This window comes from Lysinibacillus sp. 38-6, assembly GCF_046245175.1.
GTDB lineage: Bacteria > Bacillota > Bacilli > Bacillales_A > Planococcaceae > Lysinibacillus.
Genome location: NZ_CP176417.1, coordinates 1,647,244 through 1,665,935, shown reverse-complemented (window position 1 = coordinate 1,665,935; position 18,692 = coordinate 1,647,244). Strand labels below are relative to the sequence as shown.

The 18,692-nt window shown below is 38.3% G+C and carries 21 protein-coding genes; 10 read left to right on the top strand and 11 right to left on the bottom strand.

All coding sequences use genetic code 11. The annotated features are described in order from the left end of the window. Window positions 1-16: 16 nt before the first annotated feature. From ACKVEV_RS08690 to ACKVEV_RS08665, 6 genes are all read right to left on the bottom strand, one after another. Window positions 17-763: a metallophosphoesterase gene (locus ACKVEV_RS08690; protein ID WP_409369994.1), complete on the bottom strand. Its 747-nt coding sequence runs from the start codon at window positions 761-763 to the stop codon at window positions 17-19. 331 nt (window positions 764-1,094) lie between these two features. Further along, the gene (locus ACKVEV_RS08685; protein WP_409369993.1) at window positions 1,095-1,544 is read right to left on the bottom strand and encodes a helix-turn-helix transcriptional regulator; all 450 of its coding nucleotides are present in this window, start codon (window positions 1,542-1,544) and stop codon (window positions 1,095-1,097) included. A 170-nt stretch (window positions 1,545-1,714) separates the two neighbouring features. Beyond that, a complete protein-coding gene (locus ACKVEV_RS08680; RefSeq protein WP_409369992.1) occupies window positions 1,715-2,119 on the bottom strand; it encodes a hypothetical protein in 405 nt (134 codons plus the stop codon). Window positions 2,120-2,225: 106 nt separating this feature from the next. Continuing rightward, window positions 2,226-3,554 carry a hemolysin family protein gene (locus ACKVEV_RS08675; protein ID WP_409370525.1) on the bottom strand — a complete coding sequence of 443 codons (1,329 nt, stop codon included), beginning with the start codon at window positions 3,552-3,554 and terminating at the stop codon, window positions 2,226-2,228. 31 nt (window positions 3,555-3,585) lie between these two features. Further along, entirely contained in the window at window positions 3,586-4,005 is a 420-nt protein-coding gene (locus tag ACKVEV_RS08670) for a MerR family transcriptional regulator (RefSeq protein ID WP_409369991.1), read from the bottom strand. A 160-nt stretch (window positions 4,006-4,165) separates the two neighbouring features. Beyond that, window positions 4,166-4,651 carry a hypothetical protein gene (locus ACKVEV_RS08665; RefSeq protein WP_409370524.1) on the bottom strand — a complete coding sequence of 162 codons (486 nt, stop codon included), beginning with the start codon at window positions 4,649-4,651 and terminating at the stop codon, window positions 4,166-4,168. 186 nt (window positions 4,652-4,837) lie between these two features. On the opposite strand from ACKVEV_RS08665, the gene ACKVEV_RS08660 reads away from it, so the two are divergent. Continuing rightward, the gene (locus ACKVEV_RS08660) at window positions 4,838-4,966 is read left to right on the top strand and encodes a hypothetical protein (protein WP_402921512.1); all 129 of its coding nucleotides are present in this window, start codon (window positions 4,838-4,840) and stop codon (window positions 4,964-4,966) included. Window positions 4,967-5,076: 110 nt separating this feature from the next. On the opposite strand, the gene ACKVEV_RS08655 is transcribed toward ACKVEV_RS08660, so the two are convergent. The 4 genes from ACKVEV_RS08655 to ACKVEV_RS08640 form a co-directional block, all read right to left on the bottom strand. Further along, on the bottom strand, window positions 5,077-5,652 hold the full coding sequence (locus tag ACKVEV_RS08655; RefSeq protein WP_409369990.1) for a 5' nucleotidase, NT5C type: 576 nt from the start codon (window positions 5,650-5,652) through the stop codon (window positions 5,077-5,079). Window positions 5,653-5,664: 12 nt separating this feature from the next. After that, entirely contained in the window at window positions 5,665-6,780 is a 1,116-nt protein-coding gene (ispG, locus tag ACKVEV_RS08650; protein WP_172772019.1) for a flavodoxin-dependent (E)-4-hydroxy-3-methylbut-2-enyl-diphosphate synthase, read from the bottom strand. A 95-nt stretch (window positions 6,781-6,875) separates the two neighbouring features. Further along, window positions 6,876-7,220: a hypothetical protein gene (locus ACKVEV_RS08645; RefSeq protein WP_409369989.1), complete on the bottom strand. Its 345-nt coding sequence runs from the start codon at window positions 7,218-7,220 to the stop codon at window positions 6,876-6,878. Window positions 7,221-7,273: 53 nt separating this feature from the next. Continuing rightward, complete coding sequence (locus ACKVEV_RS08640; RefSeq protein ID WP_409369988.1) at window positions 7,274-7,783, bottom strand: DUF1189 family protein; 510 nt, start codon at window positions 7,781-7,783, stop codon at window positions 7,274-7,276. Between the two features lie 196 nt (window positions 7,784-7,979). Here ACKVEV_RS08640 and ACKVEV_RS08635 point away from each other — a divergent pair, with 196 nt between their 5' ends. From ACKVEV_RS08635 to ACKVEV_RS08620, 4 genes are all read left to right on the top strand, one after another. Next, complete coding sequence (locus tag ACKVEV_RS08635; protein ID WP_409369987.1) at window positions 7,980-9,611, top strand: Na/Pi cotransporter family protein; 1,632 nt, start codon at window positions 7,980-7,982, stop codon at window positions 9,609-9,611. Window positions 9,612-9,675: 64 nt separating this feature from the next. Next, on the top strand, window positions 9,676-10,155 hold the full coding sequence (locus ACKVEV_RS08630) for a DUF456 domain-containing protein (RefSeq protein ID WP_409369986.1): 480 nt from the start codon (window positions 9,676-9,678) through the stop codon (window positions 10,153-10,155). Between the two features lie 189 nt (window positions 10,156-10,344). Beyond that, complete coding sequence (locus ACKVEV_RS08625) at window positions 10,345-10,950, top strand: superoxide dismutase (RefSeq protein ID WP_409369985.1); 606 nt, start codon at window positions 10,345-10,347, stop codon at window positions 10,948-10,950. A 489-nt stretch (window positions 10,951-11,439) separates the two neighbouring features. After that, on the top strand, window positions 11,440-13,644 hold the full coding sequence (locus ACKVEV_RS08620; RefSeq protein ID WP_409369984.1) for a peptidoglycan D,D-transpeptidase FtsI family protein: 2,205 nt from the start codon (window positions 11,440-11,442) through the stop codon (window positions 13,642-13,644). A 148-nt stretch (window positions 13,645-13,792) separates the two neighbouring features. Here the strand turns inward: ACKVEV_RS08620 and ACKVEV_RS08615 are convergent, their stop codons facing one another. Continuing rightward, window positions 13,793-13,987, bottom strand: coding sequence for a hypothetical protein (locus tag ACKVEV_RS08615; RefSeq protein WP_409370523.1), 195 nt, complete (start codon window positions 13,985-13,987; stop codon window positions 13,793-13,795). A gap of 238 nt (window positions 13,988-14,225) precedes the next feature. Here ACKVEV_RS08615 and ACKVEV_RS08610 point away from each other — a divergent pair, with 238 nt between their 5' ends. The 5 genes from ACKVEV_RS08610 (at window position 14,226) to phoU (ending at window position 18,619) form a co-directional block, all read left to right on the top strand. Further along, the gene (locus ACKVEV_RS08610) at window positions 14,226-15,203 is read left to right on the top strand and encodes a PstS family phosphate ABC transporter substrate-binding protein (RefSeq protein WP_409369983.1); all 978 of its coding nucleotides are present in this window, start codon (window positions 14,226-14,228) and stop codon (window positions 15,201-15,203) included. A gap of 64 nt (window positions 15,204-15,267) precedes the next feature. Continuing rightward, complete coding sequence (gene pstC, locus ACKVEV_RS08605) at window positions 15,268-16,215, top strand: phosphate ABC transporter permease subunit PstC (RefSeq protein ID WP_409369982.1); 948 nt, start codon at window positions 15,268-15,270, stop codon at window positions 16,213-16,215. A 1-nt stretch (window position 16,216) separates the two neighbouring features. Next, window positions 16,217-17,095 carry a phosphate ABC transporter permease PstA gene (gene pstA, locus ACKVEV_RS08600; RefSeq protein WP_409369981.1) on the top strand — a complete coding sequence of 293 codons (879 nt, stop codon included), beginning with the start codon at window positions 16,217-16,219 and terminating at the stop codon, window positions 17,093-17,095. 12 nt (window positions 17,096-17,107) lie between these two features. Next, window positions 17,108-17,941 (top strand): phosphate ABC transporter ATP-binding protein PstB, encoded by an 834-nt coding sequence (pstB, locus tag ACKVEV_RS08595; protein WP_409369980.1) that lies wholly within the window; start codon window positions 17,108-17,110, stop codon window positions 17,939-17,941. Window positions 17,942-17,959: 18 nt separating this feature from the next. Then, complete coding sequence (gene phoU / locus ACKVEV_RS08590) at window positions 17,960-18,619, top strand: phosphate signaling complex protein PhoU (RefSeq protein ID WP_409369979.1); 660 nt, start codon at window positions 17,960-17,962, stop codon at window positions 18,617-18,619. Window positions 18,620-18,692 lie beyond the last annotated feature (73 nt).

The following is an 18,692-nucleotide window of genomic DNA, read 5'->3' as shown; positions in this document are numbered from 1 at the left end:
GAGTGAAAATCGAAGTTTATTCTAGACTGTCTACCGGCTCGTTAACTTTTGGTTTTGCCACAGATGTAATGTGTCGGTTTGGCCATTCAAGTGCATGTAGTTGGCCGCCAAATACTGCACCACCATCAATTCCAATAATATTATTATCACCAAAATAGACATTGTAATTAGTGGGGTCTTGATGCAGTTTATACGTAGGGGTATGACCAAAAATCACTGTTTTTTCCCCTTGATAACCGGTATGAAATTCCTCTCGAATCCATAATAGTTGTAAAGGTTCGCTGTCTGCCAATGCTACATTAGGCACAACGCCACCGTGGACAAATATGGCATCTTCTAATTCGATATACATTTCAAACGTTTCAATAAGCTGCAAATGTTCTTCAAGCTTCGGTAATGTTTGAATGTATTGAGGTAATGTATTTGTAAGAAGAGCTTCTTCAAAATCTTCCGCCTTATAGCCATAGCTTGCAAGTGTTGCATCGCCACCACAAAGTGAAACCCAATGATTCCAAGCTTTCGGGATTCCAGAACGGCACGCTTTTAACATAAGTGCCTCATGATTCCCTAGAAGAACACGTGCCCCAGTTGCCTGTAGTTCTGCAACTATATTTAAAACACCACACGAAGCAGGGCCTCGATCAATATAATCACCAAGTAATATCAACTGATCTTGTGTGGCATCAAACTGCACCTTTATTAATAATTCTTCCAAAAGTTCTAATTCTCCATGTATATCACTAATAGCTAGAATCCGTGTCATATTAAAGCATCCTTTCCAGTTATAACAGGCGTTACTATTCATTATAGAGAAGAATCTTGCAAAATTCGACTTTTCTCGTTTATGAATGTCCAATGTTAGCTGTGCCTGTATAGATATGAGTGGCTAAAAAATATAAATTAATAGCAGAAAACAGCGGGTTAGATACAATTTTTGACTTTTTGTATCTTATGTCAGTACGAGAAAAAGCTATTATTCGTTTGTCTATACATTTGAAAATAAGCGAGAAGAGGAGAGGGGGGTGAAAGCGAAAGGGAGATGGGCAATAGTGAATGTGAAGATCATTCGAGATTGATCTTCACATTCGCATGAATTAGTTCTTGATTTTGTTCCATTCTTGCTCAGCAATTTTTTCGTCAAAGGTTGAGAGCAAGCGATAGTTGTCGGTATCTAAAATTCGAAAGTGATGGCTTATGACGTTTTGTTGTAAGCGGTAACCTTGCCATTCACTAAGGTTTTTCCACCATATGTATCCGCCCATCGTTTTTTCTTTTGGTTGTAATGTACCGTTATTGGCGATTAAGTCCACAACTTCTAATGGATCGCCGCCAAGCTCATGCTGTAATATAGAACTGTCTCGGCATAGTGCACAAACAGCCACTGCAGTCGTCCAGCCGGTTTTTATGCGACCTTTTTCAATTTGCACAAGTGTTTTTTTGGACAGCCCTAATAGGTCGCTCATTTGATCTTGCGTTAAATTTTTTTCTGTTCGAATTAATTTTAGTTTTTCTGAAATGAGTATGTTGAGTTGTTCACGATTCATGGCAAACACCCTTTCTATCAGGTTGTTACGCTCCATTATACATGAAAGTTGAAATAGTCGGCGAGGATTTGGAAGTGTACAATGAAAAGATGATTGTATACGGAGCTAAAGAAATAGACTGCTCAAAAAAATTACTTATTGAGCAGTCTGTTAGTCAGAATAACAGGCTATTAATATTCATATTTTTTTGTGTCAGATATGACACGGAAATGAATTCCTTTTATTTGGGCACTTACTTTATGACGCAGCGTATCAATATCCACCAGCTCATCACCGTCATTTACACACTCAGCGATTTCCTGTAATAGTTTCGTGAAGGCCTCTTTGAATAATGCGCGCATATTATCAAAATCAAGGCTTCTAAAGCTGCCATCAATATCAAATGCTTCTACAGAATTTAACTGCTTGGAAGCACCAGCAAAGCGATCATCGTATACGGTATAGTTTTCATCCGTGACAACGATAATGTATAATATTTCGCCAGTAATCGTTTTTAATTCGATATTTGTCTTGTGTTTTTTGACGTCGGTAATAATATGGATACCGTCTGAATGATATAGTTTAAAAAGTTTCATAACATTGCCCCCTAGGTATAGAATAATAGCTAATGCTATTATATAAAAATATGGCTAATAGTGGAATAAGTCGAAAGTATAGAGAACCTTTATATAGCCCATTGTATTAGCCTTCTGCTATAACTGGGGCACTTTTACGAAGTGGGCGTACTTCAATATAGTGAAGTTGATGACCATGTTGTTCATAGATGCTAAATACATACTGTGCTAGTTCAATGTTTTTAATAGCTTTAATGCCATTGTTCACTGTTAGGAACCAACCGCCTAGTGTTTCTACTTCCTCTGTATCCAATGATACTTGTAATAAATTTTCTACATCTTCTACAAGCATTTTTGCATTTAAAATATAATGATTATCGCCTATTTTCCGAATTTCAGCTACTTCATCATCGTCAAATTCATCGCGAATTTCGCCGACGATCTCTTCTAAAATATCCTCAACCGTTACAAGCCCTGAAGTACCACCATATTCATCCATTAAAATAGCCATATGGATACGTTCTTTTTGCATTCGGCCTAGTAATTGCTGAATAGGCGTCGTTTCTATTACGCGAATAACAGGATTAATAAAATTTTCGAGCATTAAAGACTCATCTGTTAGTTGCTCCAGTAAACCATGGGTAAATAACTCTTTAGCGTTAATAAAGCCTAAAATATTGTCGCGATCCCCATCATAAACAGGATAGCGCGTATATTTCTCTGTGGCGACATAATGAATAATATTGGTAAAAGTTTCGTTTTTTTCTATACCAGCAATTTCTGTTCGGGGAACCATAATTTCACGTGCAATACGTTCGTCAAATTCAAACACATTATTGACGAATTTTAACTCCGTTTTATTGATTTCACCGCTTTTAAAGCTTTCAGATAATAGTGAGCGTAGCTCTTCCTCTGTATGCGATATCTCGTGCTCATTCGCTGGCTTCATACCAAATAATCCGAGTAGTAGTCGTGCCGAGCCATTTAAAAACCAAATGAACGGATACATCAATTTATAGAAAGCGATAATTGGTTTAGCAAAAAGTAATGCGATCTTTTCGGTCTTTTGAATAGCCGCTGTTTTTGGGGCTAACTCACCGACAACAACATGTAAAAATGTTGCGATAGCGAAAGCGGAACCAATAGTGAAGATAGGGATATATTTATCCGCAATACCGATCATGTCAAAGAATGGATGTAACATGAATTCAAACGTTTTTTCACCAACCATCCCGATTCCGAGCGCAGTGATTGTTATGCCGAGCTGACAAGCAGATAAGTATTCATCCAAGTGATTAACGACATGCTTTGCTGGAATGGCTTTCTTATTGCCCTCTGCAATTAATTGGTCAAGTCTGGAAGAGCGCATTTTAACAATCGAAAATTCCGTTGCGACGAAAAAGGCGGTTAAAGCTAATAAAATGGTGAAAATTGATAAATTCAGTATGGTCTCCAAATAGTCGTTCTGCAAAACAGAACGTCACCTCCTAGGTATTAATAAGTAATAATAGCGACTGCATTAGTGCAATGCTTTCGGGTGAAACATTTTTTTTAATTGATTGGACATTTTGATTATCTTGCTTGTTCATTTGTTTAAGTAAAGATGATACATCATGTTCTAAATCTTGCATTTTTAATCGTAGTATTTGAACATCGATTTCTTCATAAGCTGTGTTATGGAGGGCGTGTTGGATTTCAACAAGTGAAAGCCCTTCTTGTTTACGTTGTTCAATAAAATAAAGTCGATCAATCATGGCAGGGTCGTAATAGCGATAGTTCGATGCGGAGCGTTCTGCTTCCAACAGGCCTATATTTGTGTAGTAATCAATTGTTCTTTTGGTAATGCCCGTTTTTTCAGCAAGCTCTCCAATTTTTAGTTTTTCTGTCCCAATGCAAGTACCTCCCAACCATCACGTGATACTTTGATTATAACGTGATGGTTTACGCGTATTCAAATAATAAGTGCTAATATTTCGAAATTGTAAGATTTCTTACTTTTAATGGCACGGTTCTTTTACAAAAAAATAGCTCTTCTAAACGAAATAATCGTTAGAAAAGCTAGCAGGCTTATTTTTTTAAATATGTATCATAAAGATGATGGAGTGCAACTTCACCATCCATTTGTAAAATTTTTTCATCATTAAAAACAAGCGTTATGGAAGTTTGTGAAGCATCAATCTGTTCGCCATTCATTGTACAGGTAACGCTTACAATGCCTGTTTCAGCAAGCTGTTTTTGCATTGCTTGATCCCAAGCTTGTTCAGAAAATAATGGTGCTTGCCAAGTGCCTTGTACATGCAGTTCATTTTTTTTGGCGTCATATTCCCAGCGTATGTCACGTAAAATAGTTTTAAATAGATCATTAATAGTAAAAGATTCATCGTTGTAGTTAATGGTTAGTGCTCTTATTGCATGGACATCACGGCTAACTGCGTTAGCTGCAGCATCAGCAGCAGAGTTAATGCCTGATACGGCATCTTTAATTTCAGATAGGCGGTCGCCACAGCCAGCAAGTAAGACAGACAGGCATGTTATAAAAGTGAGTTTTGTCATCCATTTCACAAGGAATACCCCCAGTTCTACTAGTTGTTACTATTATATTAACGAAAAGGAAATTATGAGGGAAGGGTGTGTAAGTGGCAGATTGTGACGTTTTTGCAACGAACCGACCTTTTCTTAGCGTTAAAGGTTCAGTTGGTTGATATTTCGTGAAAACCATTAGAAGGGGAGCGGTTGAAGATGAAAATTAATGATGAGATACTCGATCGTTTAGGCACGTATTTTGTTTATCATGCAGTGTATGATAATTATGGGATTACGTTTGAAAACTTTGTTGAACGGTGGATGCGGGGGATTCTTGAAGTTTAAGCTTGTGGATGCGCATAATATATTGGTAGACAAGTTCTGCTTTTTACAAATTAAAAAGAGTCGTGTTCTTTATTTGAACACGACTCTTTTATTAAATATGTTACGCCATATTATTTAAAGTAATTCGTAATAAATTGATTGGCTTCTTGCCAATTATAAACACGAACGACATTGTCAGGTACAGCAAGACGATTATATGGTGTATCGAAGAGGACAACAGGTATTTTTAATTCTTCAGCGAGCATCACAGCATTATCATGTTTATCTTCAAAGAAAGCTGATACGCTGTGCTTTTTTGCAGTAGCTAGTTTATCATGACTACCGATGAGCTCGATATGATCAAAAGGGATAGCCTGTGTTTTAAACCAGTTTCGTGTTATATCTGATACATTTTCACCACGTGCGGAAATGTAATATAGCTCATACGTATTTTGCCAAGCATTTAAAATTTCTTTGGCATCTTTAGCCGCTTCCGAAACTTCATACATATAAGGTTCATTTTCTTTAAACCACGCGTTAAATGCTGAACGATCTACTGGATGGGGGAAAGCTGATAAAAAATCATATTCGCACACATCATCCAGTGTAATATTGACATTATATTGTTTATTAATATGGGGGATTAGTGTACTAGGACATGTTACTGTCCCGTCAATATCAATCCCAAAACGGGGCTTTGTCGTCATGCAAGCACCTCCTTAGGCGTTCGCTTTCGCTGCTTCTTCAGCCGCACGTTTTTCCGCCATTTCTGCAGCTAGCTTATCGATTTCCTTTTTCAGCTCTTCTACCATTGTTTCTTCCGGCACTTTACGAACTGTTTTACCTTTCATAAATAGCAGACCTTCACCACGTGCACCAGCGATACCGATATCCGCTTCACGCGCTTCCCCAGGTCCGTTAACCGCACAGCCTAAAACGGCTACTTTTAAAGGTACATTCAATTTTGAAATGTATTCTTCTACTTCATTGGCAATCGAAATGAGGTCGATTTCAATACGTCCACATGTAGGGCATGAAATCAATGTCGCCATATTAGAAGCTAAGCCAAAAGATTTTAAAAGTTCACGTGCAACTTTTATTTCCTCCACAGGGTCGGCTGAAAGCGAAATACGAAGTGTATTACCAATGCCTTTTGACAGAATCGCTCCAAGTCCAGCAGCCGATTTAACAGTGCCAGCAAATAGTGTACCTGATTCTGTAATACCTAAATGTAGAGGGTAATCGAATGCTTTTGCAGCTTTTTCATATGCTTCAATAGCTAAATTAACATCCGATGCTTTCATGGACACGATAATATCGTGGAAATCTAAGTCTTCCAAAATTTTAATATGATGTAGCGCTGACTCTACCATGCCATCAGCAGTAGGGTAGCCGTATTTTTCAAGAATATGACGCTCTAAAGAACCAGCATTAACACCGATACGGATCGGAATCCCTTTTGCTTTTGCAGCTGTCACAACGGCCTCTACTTTTTCTTTACGTCCAATATTACCTGGGTTAATACGAACTTTATCAATACCATTTTCGATTGCTTTTAAAGCTAATTTATAATCAAAGTGAATATCAGCTACTAATGGAATATGGATACGCTTTTTAATTTCGGCAATGGCATCAGCCGCACGCTCATCTGGTACTGCAACACGAACGATTTGACAGCCCGCCTCTTCAAGTCGCAAAATTTCTGCAACCGTTGCTTCGACATCATGTGTTTTTGTTGTACACATACTTTGAATGAATAATTCATTACTACCACCAATTGTTAAATTACCGACACGTACAGGACGTGTTTTTGAACGGTGACAAATTTCACTCATTAACTTTCTCTCCTTTTCGGCCATAACTTTCAGCCGTCACTGACACTTATTTTAGCAGTGTAAGAAAATAAGGACAAGGAAGAAACGTTAACTTTTCATTTTCCGCATTTGTTTTCGAATTCAAAAGAGAGAGGAAGCTTAATATTTTCGCCTGGTACAAGTGCTTGTATTTGGAGATGCGGATTTAATTGATAAAAAAGCTCCAGCCGTTCAGGAAAGGTCATTGGCACTTTTGCAGGGTGTAGTGCAAATAAGCTATGTATCGTATCGCCTTGAATAGTTTGGACTGTAATGTAAGCGGGCTCGCGTTGGTCTTCGCACAGACCGTTTTGACCTTCTTTAGGATAGAAGGCAGCGAGTGATAATGTGCCTTCTGTTAAATCTACTTTCACGACAAATGCAATGAGCACGATGGCAACCGTTAATAAGAATGCTCGCAAAAAAACCCCTCCTTTTTCTACACTATATTGAGAAGAGAGGGGAATCATACCTATTATTTTAAATTTGGTTGTTTTGGATATTTTGTAAAGGCCGTGATTAATAGAATAATGGTTAAAAGTAATGACAAGATAGAGAGGATCGTACTTGCATTGGGAAAATATTCTGCTAGCATGCTAATAATGGTCGACCATGTAATAGCAAACGTAGTTGTGCGCCAAATATGACGATACTCACCGCGACGTTTCATGACCTTTACAATAAATAAACCGGCTAAGGCATAAAGCGCAATTTGTCCGAAAATTAACATCGTTGTCATCACAAACAGCATAATAAATGTGACCGGATATAATAACCATTTTATTTCATTTATGTATTCCGTTATCCCACTAATATCTAGCGTATTGACAGACATATCCGTAGTAAAACGTCCAAATGAAAATACCGTCACGATCGTAATTAATAAAAAAGTATATTGAATAACTTTTCCAATAGGTAATAAACGATAGGCTGCTAGTTTTTTAGGATGTAGTAAGCTATCAAGCAATAATTGTGAGTGTTTCATAATTTATATCTCCTCCAAACGTTATTCTAACATGTTCAAGAATGTCTAGATATGGACTGAGTAACTTTATCTGAGAATTCATTGTTAAAATGTTAACATTGTGTAAAGAAGTTAAAGGTTTTCTTTACTTTTTGTACATTTTCATTTAATGATTAGAAATAGATTAGTAGAGACGTAGGAATTGGAGCGAAAACCATTGACAATAGATTGGCAAAGCATATTATTTCAATTTTTAGGTGGATTAGGGGTCTTTTTATTTTCCATAAAATATATGGGTGATGGCTTGCAAAAGTCTGCAGATGACCGACTCCGTGAATGGTTAAATCGTTTTACAACGAATCCGTTAATGGGGGTATTAGTTGGAATTATCGTCACAGTTTGTATTCAGTCAAGCTCTGCGACAACCGTTATCACTGTGGGCTTAGTAAGTGCTGGCTTCTTAACACTACGGCAAGCAATTGGTGTCATTATGGGGGCTAATATTGGTACGACCATAACAGCATTTATTATCGGTATTAATATTGGTATTTATTTTTATCCACTACTAGCAATTGGCGCAGCATGTTTATTTTTCTTTAAAAAAGCATTTTATCATCATATCGGGCAAATAGTTTTTGGATTTGGTGGTCTATTTTTAGGGTTAGAGTTAATGAGTGCAAGTATGCAGTCGCTCCATCAATTAGCGGATTTTGCCTCGCTGACGATTCATCTGAGCAACCAGCCGGTACTCGGCATCTTTCTCGGTACTATTTTTACGTTGCTTGTGCAAAGCTCGACAGCGACCGTCGGCGTTTTGCAAGGCTTATATGCAGAGCAGTTAATCGGCTTAGATGGCGCATTACCGATTTTATTTGGCGAAAATATTGGCACGACGATTACGGCTGTATTAGCGTCGTTAGGTGCTTCCATCTATGCAAAGCGGGCGGCAGCAGCGCATGTCTTGTTTAATGTTTTTGGGACAGTCATTTTTATGTTGCTTTTCACCCCATTTATCAACTACGTCCAGTGGATTAGTCAGGTGTTTCATTTAGAGCCACGTATGCAAATTGCTGTCGCACACGGTTCGTTTAATGTTTTTAATATGTTGATTCAGTTACCATTTATTGCAGGTTTATCATTACTCGTAACAAAATTATTGCCTGGACATGATGGCAATATCGATGTGACGACGAAACATTTAGATCCAGCGTTTATTGATTCTTCTCCTGCCATTGCATTGGGGCAGGCAAAAGAGGAAGTTTTACGAATGGGTGAGCATGCATTACGGGGTCTAGAAGAAACGTTTTATTATATGAAAACAGGAGATGCTGCCCATATTCCAACAGTATTGCAGCTGGAAGTGGCACTGAATCACTTAGATAAAGAAATAACGAACTATTTAGTGATGGTGTCAAAACAACCACTGTCTCATGCAGATTCGCTTCGTCATCATACACTGTTAACGAATGTCCGCGATATCGAGCGCATCGGCGACCATTTTGAAAATATATTAGAGCTTTTACAATATAAAGAACATCATGAAGTAACGTTAAGTAAATCAGCGCGCCAAGATTTAATTGGCATGTTTAGTCTCGCCATTGAGGCGGTACGTAAAAGCATAGAGGCACTTGATACAGCAAGTTTAAGTTTGGCACAAGAAGTGACAGAGCTAGAAAGTTTAATCGATGATATGGAGGATAAACTAAGACAAAAGCATATCGCACGCTTAAATACAAATGAATGTAGTGGCGCTGCAGGTATTGTCTATACCGATATTGTTAGTAATTTAGAGAGAATCGGGGACCATGCTGTGAATATTGCTGATTCTATATTAGGTATTCGTCATTAACGATGAAACTTTCGACAATCTATTTCGTATGTAAGGCAATGCACGACAAAAGGAGAGAGCATGTATGGAAGTCGTTGGCTGGATTGTAGTGATTGCCTGCTTTATCGTTTCATTTGTTGGTTTAGTGTATCCGATAATTCCAGGTGTATTATTTTTAATCGGTGGTTTTTTACTGTATGGATTATTTTTTTCATTTGCCGATTTAAGCTGGTGGTTTTGGGCGATTGAAATCGTATTTGTTGTCCTATTATTTGCTGCTGATACGGTTGCCAATGCGTTGGGTCTTAAAAAATTCGGCGGTTCAAACGCAGGAATGTGGGGCAGTACAATTGGCTTGTTAATTGGGCCTTTCGTTATTCCGGTTGCAGGGATTTTATTAGGACCTTTTTTAGGAGCAGTGATAGCGGAGCTCATTGTTGAGCGCAGAACGGTTGGAGAAGCGGTGAAAAGCGGTGTTGGCTCCCTTGTCGGTTTTTTTACGTCAACGATTGCCAAAGCTGTTATTCAAATCGTGATGATTATTTTGTTTTTTATCACCATTTAACGCGAAGCTTTGTGGAGGTAATTATAAAGTTTAACAAATTAAAGAAATGGGTATATTAGAAACTGGGTTATTTTTTCGGTCAAAAGGCTGAAATCTTTCATTTGAGGTATTTTTCATTGAATGGTTTGACCAATTTTGATAATCTAAGGATGTACTAATTATTTCTTTATTTTAGGGAGGAACTTTAAAATGGCTTATGAATTACCACAATTAACTTATGCTTATGACGCATTAGAACCAAATATCGATGCAAAAACAATGGAAATTCACTATTCTAAACACCACAATACTTATGTAACAAATTTAAACGCAGCAGTAGAAGGTACTGAATTTGCAGAAAAAGACATTAACGACTTAATCGCAAATATCGATGCACTACCAGCTGACAAACAAACTGCAGTTCGTAACAATGGTGGCGGACATGCTAACCACACACTATTCTGGGAATTAATCGCGCCAGGCGGTTCAAATACACCAGTTGGTGAAGTAGCAAAAGCAATCGACGCTAAATTTGGTTCTTTCGATGCTTTCAAAGAAGAGTTTGCAAAAGCTGCAACAACTCGTTTCGGTTCAGGTTGGGCTTGGTTAATCGTTGATGGTGATTCAGTAGCAGTAACATCTACACCAAACCAAGACTCTCCAGTGATGGAAGGTAAAACACCAATTTTAGGATTAGATGTTTGGGAGCATGCATACTACTTAAACTACCAAAACCGTCGTCCAGATTACATCGGTGCATTCTGGAACGTAGTAAACTGGGATGTAGTTGAAGCTAAATTCCAAGCTGCAAAATAATCGTTGCAAAAAGCAAATGGATGCTATTTCTGCAAAGCAGAATGACTAGCGGATGTTTACTCATAATTTTATTTATAAAGGGCTATGCACAAGGTGAACAACACCTTGACATAGCCTTTTTTTATGTACAAAGGTAACGAGTGCTATGTACAGTGCAAGTGGAATAATTAAATGAAAATTTCATGTGCATGAAAGGAAACTTTTCTAGCGAAGTTCCGTCAAATATGATGACGATTTTAGTTAAGGATTAGGGCGTTAGTTCATTGGAGACAATTGTCCAAAAGTGGGACGGCAGTGGAAAAACCAAACGAACAACTGACGACGGAAAACCGTTCGCTTCTTGTATGTAAAAATGCGTCTGTCCGTTGTGTGCTCTTTCTATTGAATGATGAACAGAGGAATTATGAAATTGGCTTTTCTGACTGTACATCCAATGGTATACTAGGTATCGTGTATTGAAACAGTAATTAGATGAGGAGGGGAATACATATGCGCAAAGCACCCGGGAAAAATCGCGCAGCGAGTGTTAAAGCCAAGCATCACTCTAATTTAACATTTCGTATGAATGTCCTTTTCTTTGCTATATTTATCGTATTTTCGATGTTGATTTTTAGGCTTGGTTATATGCAAATTGTTAAAGGGGAAGAGTATGTTCGTGTGTTAGAACGGACTGAGGAAGTTCCTGTTAATACAAGTGTGCCAAGAGGTCGAATGTATGATCGTTATGGCCGAATTTTAGTTGATAATCAGCCGGAAAATGCGATTACATATACAAAAATGCAGACGACAACTACGGAGGAAATGCTTGCAATCGCTGAAAAACTGGCACAATTGATTGATCAGCCAACAAATCGTGTGACATTACGTGATAAATATGATTTTTGGATTTTAAAAAATCATGATAAAGCGTACGCGAAAATTTCAGAAGCAGAGCAAACGAAAATTAAAACACAAGAAAATATTACGACAAGTCAAGCAAATGCAGAGATTGATAAAATTGTACGTGAGCGCATTACAGATGAAGAATTAGCACAGTTGACGGATGCTGATTTAGAAGTATTAGCGATTTACCGCGAGATGGTATCCGGTTATAATTTATCACCACAAATTATAAAAAGTGAAAATGTATCAGCGGACGAATTTGCTCGTGTTTCTGAGCGTTTAACAGAGCTACCAGGCGTTAATACGACAACAGACTGGAAGCGTGTCAAACTATCCCCGCTTTCTGTATTAGGACGTACGACTGTGCCAACGAAGGGTATCCCAAAAGATAAGCTAAATTATTATTTAGCACGAGACTATTCACGTAATGACCGCGTAGGGGAAAGTTATATTGAAGCGCAATATGAAGAGCTACTACAAGGGCAAAAAACAGTTGTAAAAAATATTACGAATAAAAAAGGGCAAGTTGTTGATACCGTTACAACGTATGAAGGTGAGCCCGGCAAAGATTTAATCTTAACATTTGATAGTGAGTTACAAGCAACTAACGAAAAAATTGTAGAAGAAGAATTGCTGAAGTTAAAAGCAATGTCTGGCTCTAGCTTATTAGATCGTGCATTCTTAGTCATGATGGATCCAAACACTGGTGATATATTATCAATGGTCGGTAAAAAAATCGAAAAGGATTCTGAAACTGGGAAAAATGTCGTTGTAGATTATGCCTATGGCTCGTTTACAACAGCCTATGAAGCAGGGTCTGTCGTAAAAGCTGCAACGTTACTAACTGGCTATAACTTAGGGGCCATTACACCGAATACCGTATTAGGAGATGAACCGATTCATTTACTTCGCACACCTGTAAAAAAATCGATATTCAATCCTGGTGGTTATATTTCGATGGACGGTTTAAGTGCACTTGAACGATCTTCCAACGTTTATATGTTTAAAACGGCATTGCTAATTAATGGCACACCGTATAGTTATAACATGCCACTACGCTTGAATGATCAAACATTCCCGAAAATGCGTAATTCCTATGCACAGTTTGGCTTAGGTGTTAAAACAGGCATCGATCTCCCAAATGAATTTAGTGGTGTCCAAGGTCCATCAGGTCCTACAGAGGGTGGTAAAGCGCTCGACTTAGCCATTGGACAGTATGATACGTATACACCGCTTCAGCTAGCACAATATATTTCAACGATCGCGAATGGTGGCTACCGTATTCAACCACATGTTGTGAGAGAAGTGCGTGAGCCGTCAAAAGATGGTCAACAGCTAGGACAATTAGTAACAGAGGTAGGTCCAAGAATTTTAAATCGTATCGATAATTCTGAAGATGAAATTAATTATATTAAAAAAGGACTTCGTCGTGTTTATACGGGCTCAAATGGTACGGCACGTTCAGCATTTGCGAATGCACCTTTTACAGCTGCCGGAAAAACAGGGACAGCCGAAGTAGTTTACTATGGACCATTACGTGAGCGTTATGGCACAAATACGACTAATTTGACGCATGTTGGTTTTGCGCCATATGAAAATCCTGAAATTGCATATGCTGTTGTTATTCCATGGGTATCAACTAACTTGAATGTCCATTTATCAAGTAATAACGTGATTGCAAGACGTGCATTAGATGCTTATTATGACTTGAAAGAAAAATACGATAAGACAAAAGTGTCCGATAATAAAGTGGAACAACCAATCTTACCTGCTATTACAAAAGATAAAATTGGTGAAGATGAACAAGAATAAAAAACCGCTAGCGCATTTTTTAATGCCTAGCGGTTTTTTTTAGATTGACGTGTATGATGGACGCTTATCGGCTGCTATCGGCAAGGTCTCCTGGTTTTCAGCGATTGCTTCGAAACTATTCAGCGATTGCTAGACCAAGAGCGGCGATTTACGATGCTGAAAGCTGTTGGATTGCTATTTCAAACTGTTGTTTCGGTTTATTTCCATAGAGCTCTCTATTATTACAGAAATAAGTTGTCACCATAAAATCTATCGCTTCCTGTAAAGATAATGCTCGATGATCCATAATCAACGTTAAATATGTTTTAAAGTAATCGGCATTTTGTACTTTTGCATGCTTCATCACAAAGTCAAACCCCTCTGATGTTATTTCCTGACACAAATGCTAATTATAACACTATTCAATTAGGAAGCAAACAATATAAAGTCAATTGTAAATGCTTCTTTACAATCGTTTACAAAGCATTACATTCCTTTACGTGTCTTTTACGAACGATTTATACGAATTCAACATTCAGTCATTATAGTAAAGATTGTAAGGCAAATAACAAATAAAAATGTTAATGACGGAGGCAAATGAGATGAAAAAGTGGAAGTACTTAACGATGACAGCGGTAATGGGTTCAGCATTAATGCTAGGTGCATGTAGTGGAGACAGCTCATCGCAAAACGGTAACAATGCAGAAACAAATGCACCAGCGAACTCAGGACAAGAAGCTGCTGACGAAAAACTGCAAGGGTCTGTTGCTGGTGATGGGTCATCAACAGTAGCGCCAATTATTGAAGCAGTTGTTGAAGAGTATGCAGGTGCACAACCGGATGTCAAAGTATCGGTAGGTGTTTCTGGTACTGGTGGCGGCTTTGAAAAATTCATCGCAGGTGAAACAGACTTTTCAAATGCATCCCGTTTTATAAAAACTGAAGAGAAAGAAAAACTTGAGCAAGCTGGCATTGCTTATACGGAATTAGCTTTAGCTTATGACGGATTATCAGTAGTGGTGAACACTGAAAATGATTGGGCAAAAGATTTAACGGTAGAACAATTAAAGAAAATTTGGACTGAGGATGGCACAGAGAAAAAATGGTCTGATATCGACCCTTCTTGGCCAGCAGAAAAAATCGTATTCTACTCACCAGGTACTGACTCAGGTACGTACGATTACTTTGATGAAGTCGTGTTAGATGGTGCGGATCTAGTAAGTGCAGCCACATTATCAGAGGATGATAATATGCTAGTACAAGGTATTGCTGGTGACAAATACGCAATTGGCTTCTTCGGTTTTGCTTACTACCTAGAAAATAAAGATAAGTTAAATATTGTGAAAGTCAATGGCATTGAACCAACACATGACACAATTGAAAAAGGCGAATATACGCCACTTTCACGTCCACTATTCACATATGTGAAAAATAGTGCGATGAAAGATAATGCTGCAGCGTATGATTTCGTCAAGTTCACACTTGAAAATGCAGGGGATATGGCGGAAGCAGTAGGTTATGTTCGTCTACCTGAGGATAAATATGCTGAAGGCTTAAAAACGTTAGAAGGCTTAAAATAAGTAGTCATGCATAGGGGGAAAGAGATGTATGCTCTTTCCCTCGCTTATTGGAAAGGAGCACCCAATGGTTTCTCATAAAGAAAATAAGACATCATCTGTGCAGCAATTAATTGCAAATTCGCGCAATCATAAAACAAAGAAAATAGTGGAAAAAGCCATGCCAGCTTTATTATTTTCTGCAGCGCTTATCTCGATTTTGACGACATTTGGCATTGTTTTCACCCTTATTTTTGAAACGTTTGAGTTTTTCAAACGTGTTTCGATTACGGATTTTCTATTTGGTACACAGTGGCTACCGTTTTCTGGGAAGGAGCCGTTATTTGGGATATTACCGCTAATCGCAGGGACACTGAAAGTCACATTGATCGCAGTCGTTGTAGCAGTGCCATTTGGTATCGCATCAGCTATCTATTTAAGTGAATATGCCAGTGAAAAAACACGCCGTACAGTAAAGCCTATATTAGAAGTATTGGCAGGCGTACCAACAATCGTTTATGGTTTCTTTGCCTTAACATTTGTAACACCTATGTTACAAGCGATTATTCCAGAGCTTAAGTTGTTTAATGCACTTAGTCCGGGAATCGTTGTAGGTATTATGATTTTACCAATGATTACATCTTTGTCAGAGGACGCAATGTCATCTGTTCCAAACAGTATGCGTGAGGGAGCTTTAGCGCTAGGGGCTACGAAGTTTGAAGTAGCGATAAAAGTTGTGTTACCAGCGGCATTATCGGGTATTGTCGCTTCAGTCGTACTTGCCATTTCCCGGGCAATTGGGGAGACAATGATTGTGTCTCTCGCAGGTGGATCAACACCGAAATTTGATTTCAATGTGACAGATTCCATCCAAACGATGACTGCTTATATTGTACAAGTTTCTACTGGTGATGCTGGTTATGGAACGACGATTTATTATTCGATTTATTCGGTAGGATTCACTTTATTTATCTTTACATTAGTAATGAATTTAATCGCTCATTATATTTCGAAACGCTTCAGGGAGGTTTACTAGCATGCGCTATATCGATGATACAGTCGTCAAGAAAAGAATGACAAAGCGTATTACATTCAATAAAGTGTGGAAGTCCTTATTTTTCTTGGCAACTACCTTTGCGCTTGTCATGCTAGCTATTTTGCTCTACCGTATTGTGACGCAAGGCATTGATTATTTAAATTTTGATTTCCTAACGAATTTTGCTTCACGCTTTGCGGATAAGGCAGGAATCAAAGCAGCATTAGTCGGCTCGTTATGGTTGATGGGTGTTGTTGCGCCGGTGTCCATCATTTTAGGTGTTGGCACAGCGATTTATCTAGAAGAATATGCAAAGAAAAATAGATTAAATGATTTTATTCGCATGAATATCTCAAACTTAGCAGGTGTGCCATCCATTGTTTTTGGTTTACTGGGGTTAACAATTTTTGTTCGTATGTTGGGGCTAGGTAAAAGTATTTTAGCAGCAGGTTTAACAATGAGTTTATTAATTTTACCTGTCATCATCGTGGCAGCGCAGGAAGCCATTCGTGCTGTACCGAATGAACAACGTGAGGCATCCTACGGTATGGGTGCGACAAAATGGCAAACCATTTTACGTGTCGTTTTACCAGCCGCTATACCAGGGATTTTAACAGGTAGTATTTTAGCATTGTCTCGTGCAATAGGTGAAACAGCTCCTCTTGTAGTGATAGGGATTCCTGTAATACTGCAGTTTTTACCGAATGATCTATTAAGTCAATTTACCGCATTACCAATGCAAATTTATGATTGGGCAAAACGTCCGCAAGAGGCATTTCAATATGTAGCGGCAGCGGGAATTTTAGTGCTGATGATCGTGCTGTTATTGATGAATTCCATCGCTATTTTTATTCGAAATAAATTCCAAAAACGTTATTAATGAGGTGACCTTATGGTAATAGATTTTAAAGAGGAAAAAACAGTTGTTCAATCAATCAATAGGAATGTGAAGCCTGTTGCTGAAGTGGCAAAAAAAGTGGTCTATGACACACGTAACTTAAATTTATGGTACGGTGAGCATCATGGTTTAAAAGATATCAATTTAAGTATTTATGAAAATGAAGTAACAGCCATTATTGGCCCTTCAGGTTGTGGGAAATCTACCTATTTAAAAACGTTGAACAGAATGGTGGAGCTCGTGCCAATTGTCCGCACATCTGGCGAAATATTGTATCGTGAGCGAAATATTTTAGATAAAAACTATACAGTAGAGGAATTGCGTACGCGCGTAGGAATGGTGTTCCAAAAGCCGAACCCATTCCCAAAATCAATCTATGATAATATTGCCTACGGCCCACGTATTCATGGCATTAAAAATAAAAAAATACTGGATGAAATCGTTGAAAAATCATTGCGCGGTGCAGCGATTTGGGATGAAGTGAAAGATCGTTTAAATCAAAATGCATATGGACTATCAGGTGGTCAGCAACAGCGTATTTGTATCGCGCGTTGTTTAGCGATTGAGCCAGATGTTATTTTAATGGATGAACCAACGTCTGCACTGGACCCGATTTCTACATTAAAAGTAGAAGAGCTTGTCCAAGAGCTGAAAAAAGATTATTCAATTGTTATCGTGACACATAATATGCAACAAGCGGCGCGTATTTCGGACCGTACAGCATTTTTCCTCAGTGGTGAAGTCGTTGAATATGACAAAACAGATGTGATCTTCCAAACACCTGCTGACCAACGCACGGAAGATTATATTTCAGGACGCTTCGGCTAAGCATTGGAGGAACGATAGATGGCAGTACGTGAACGCTTTGAGCAAGAATTAAAAGAAATTCAAGGACAGTTTGTAGAAATCGCAACGCGCAGTATTGATGCGTTAAAAACAGCATTTGATGCGTTATTGGAGCAAAACTTAGAGAAGTCGTTAAAAATACTGGAAGATGATTTAGTCATTAATCGCCTGGAGGAAGAAATTAATGATCGGGTCATTTTAATGATTGCTAAGCAACAACCGGTTGCAACAGATTTGCGCCGCCTTATGGTCCTTGTCAAAGCGGCATCTGATATGGAGAGAGTGGGGGACTATGCGGTCAATATCGCCAAAGAGACAATCCGTTTAGGTAAACAACCACTTGTCTTCCCAACAACTAATTTACAAACGATGTGTAATAAAACAGTCGAAATGCTAGAAAGCATCATTACAGCTTTCAAGGAAGAAGATACAGTGCGCGCAAAGGAAATTGCTGAACTGGATGATTATGTAGATGATTTATATGGGGCTACCGTTACCTTATTACTGCGGGCTGGTGCAGAAAATCCAGCGCATATTTCGCAAATTACCCATTTAACGTTTGTCTGCCGTTATCTTGAACGCTCGGCAGATCATGCAACAAATATTGCCGAACATTTATTTTACCTTATAAAAGGTAAACATTATGAATTGAATAATTAAAATTGTGTAAGTGCCTGGCACTTCACATCCTGAAGGGCTGCGTTATGTGGCCCTTCTTTTTTTTTGAAAATAT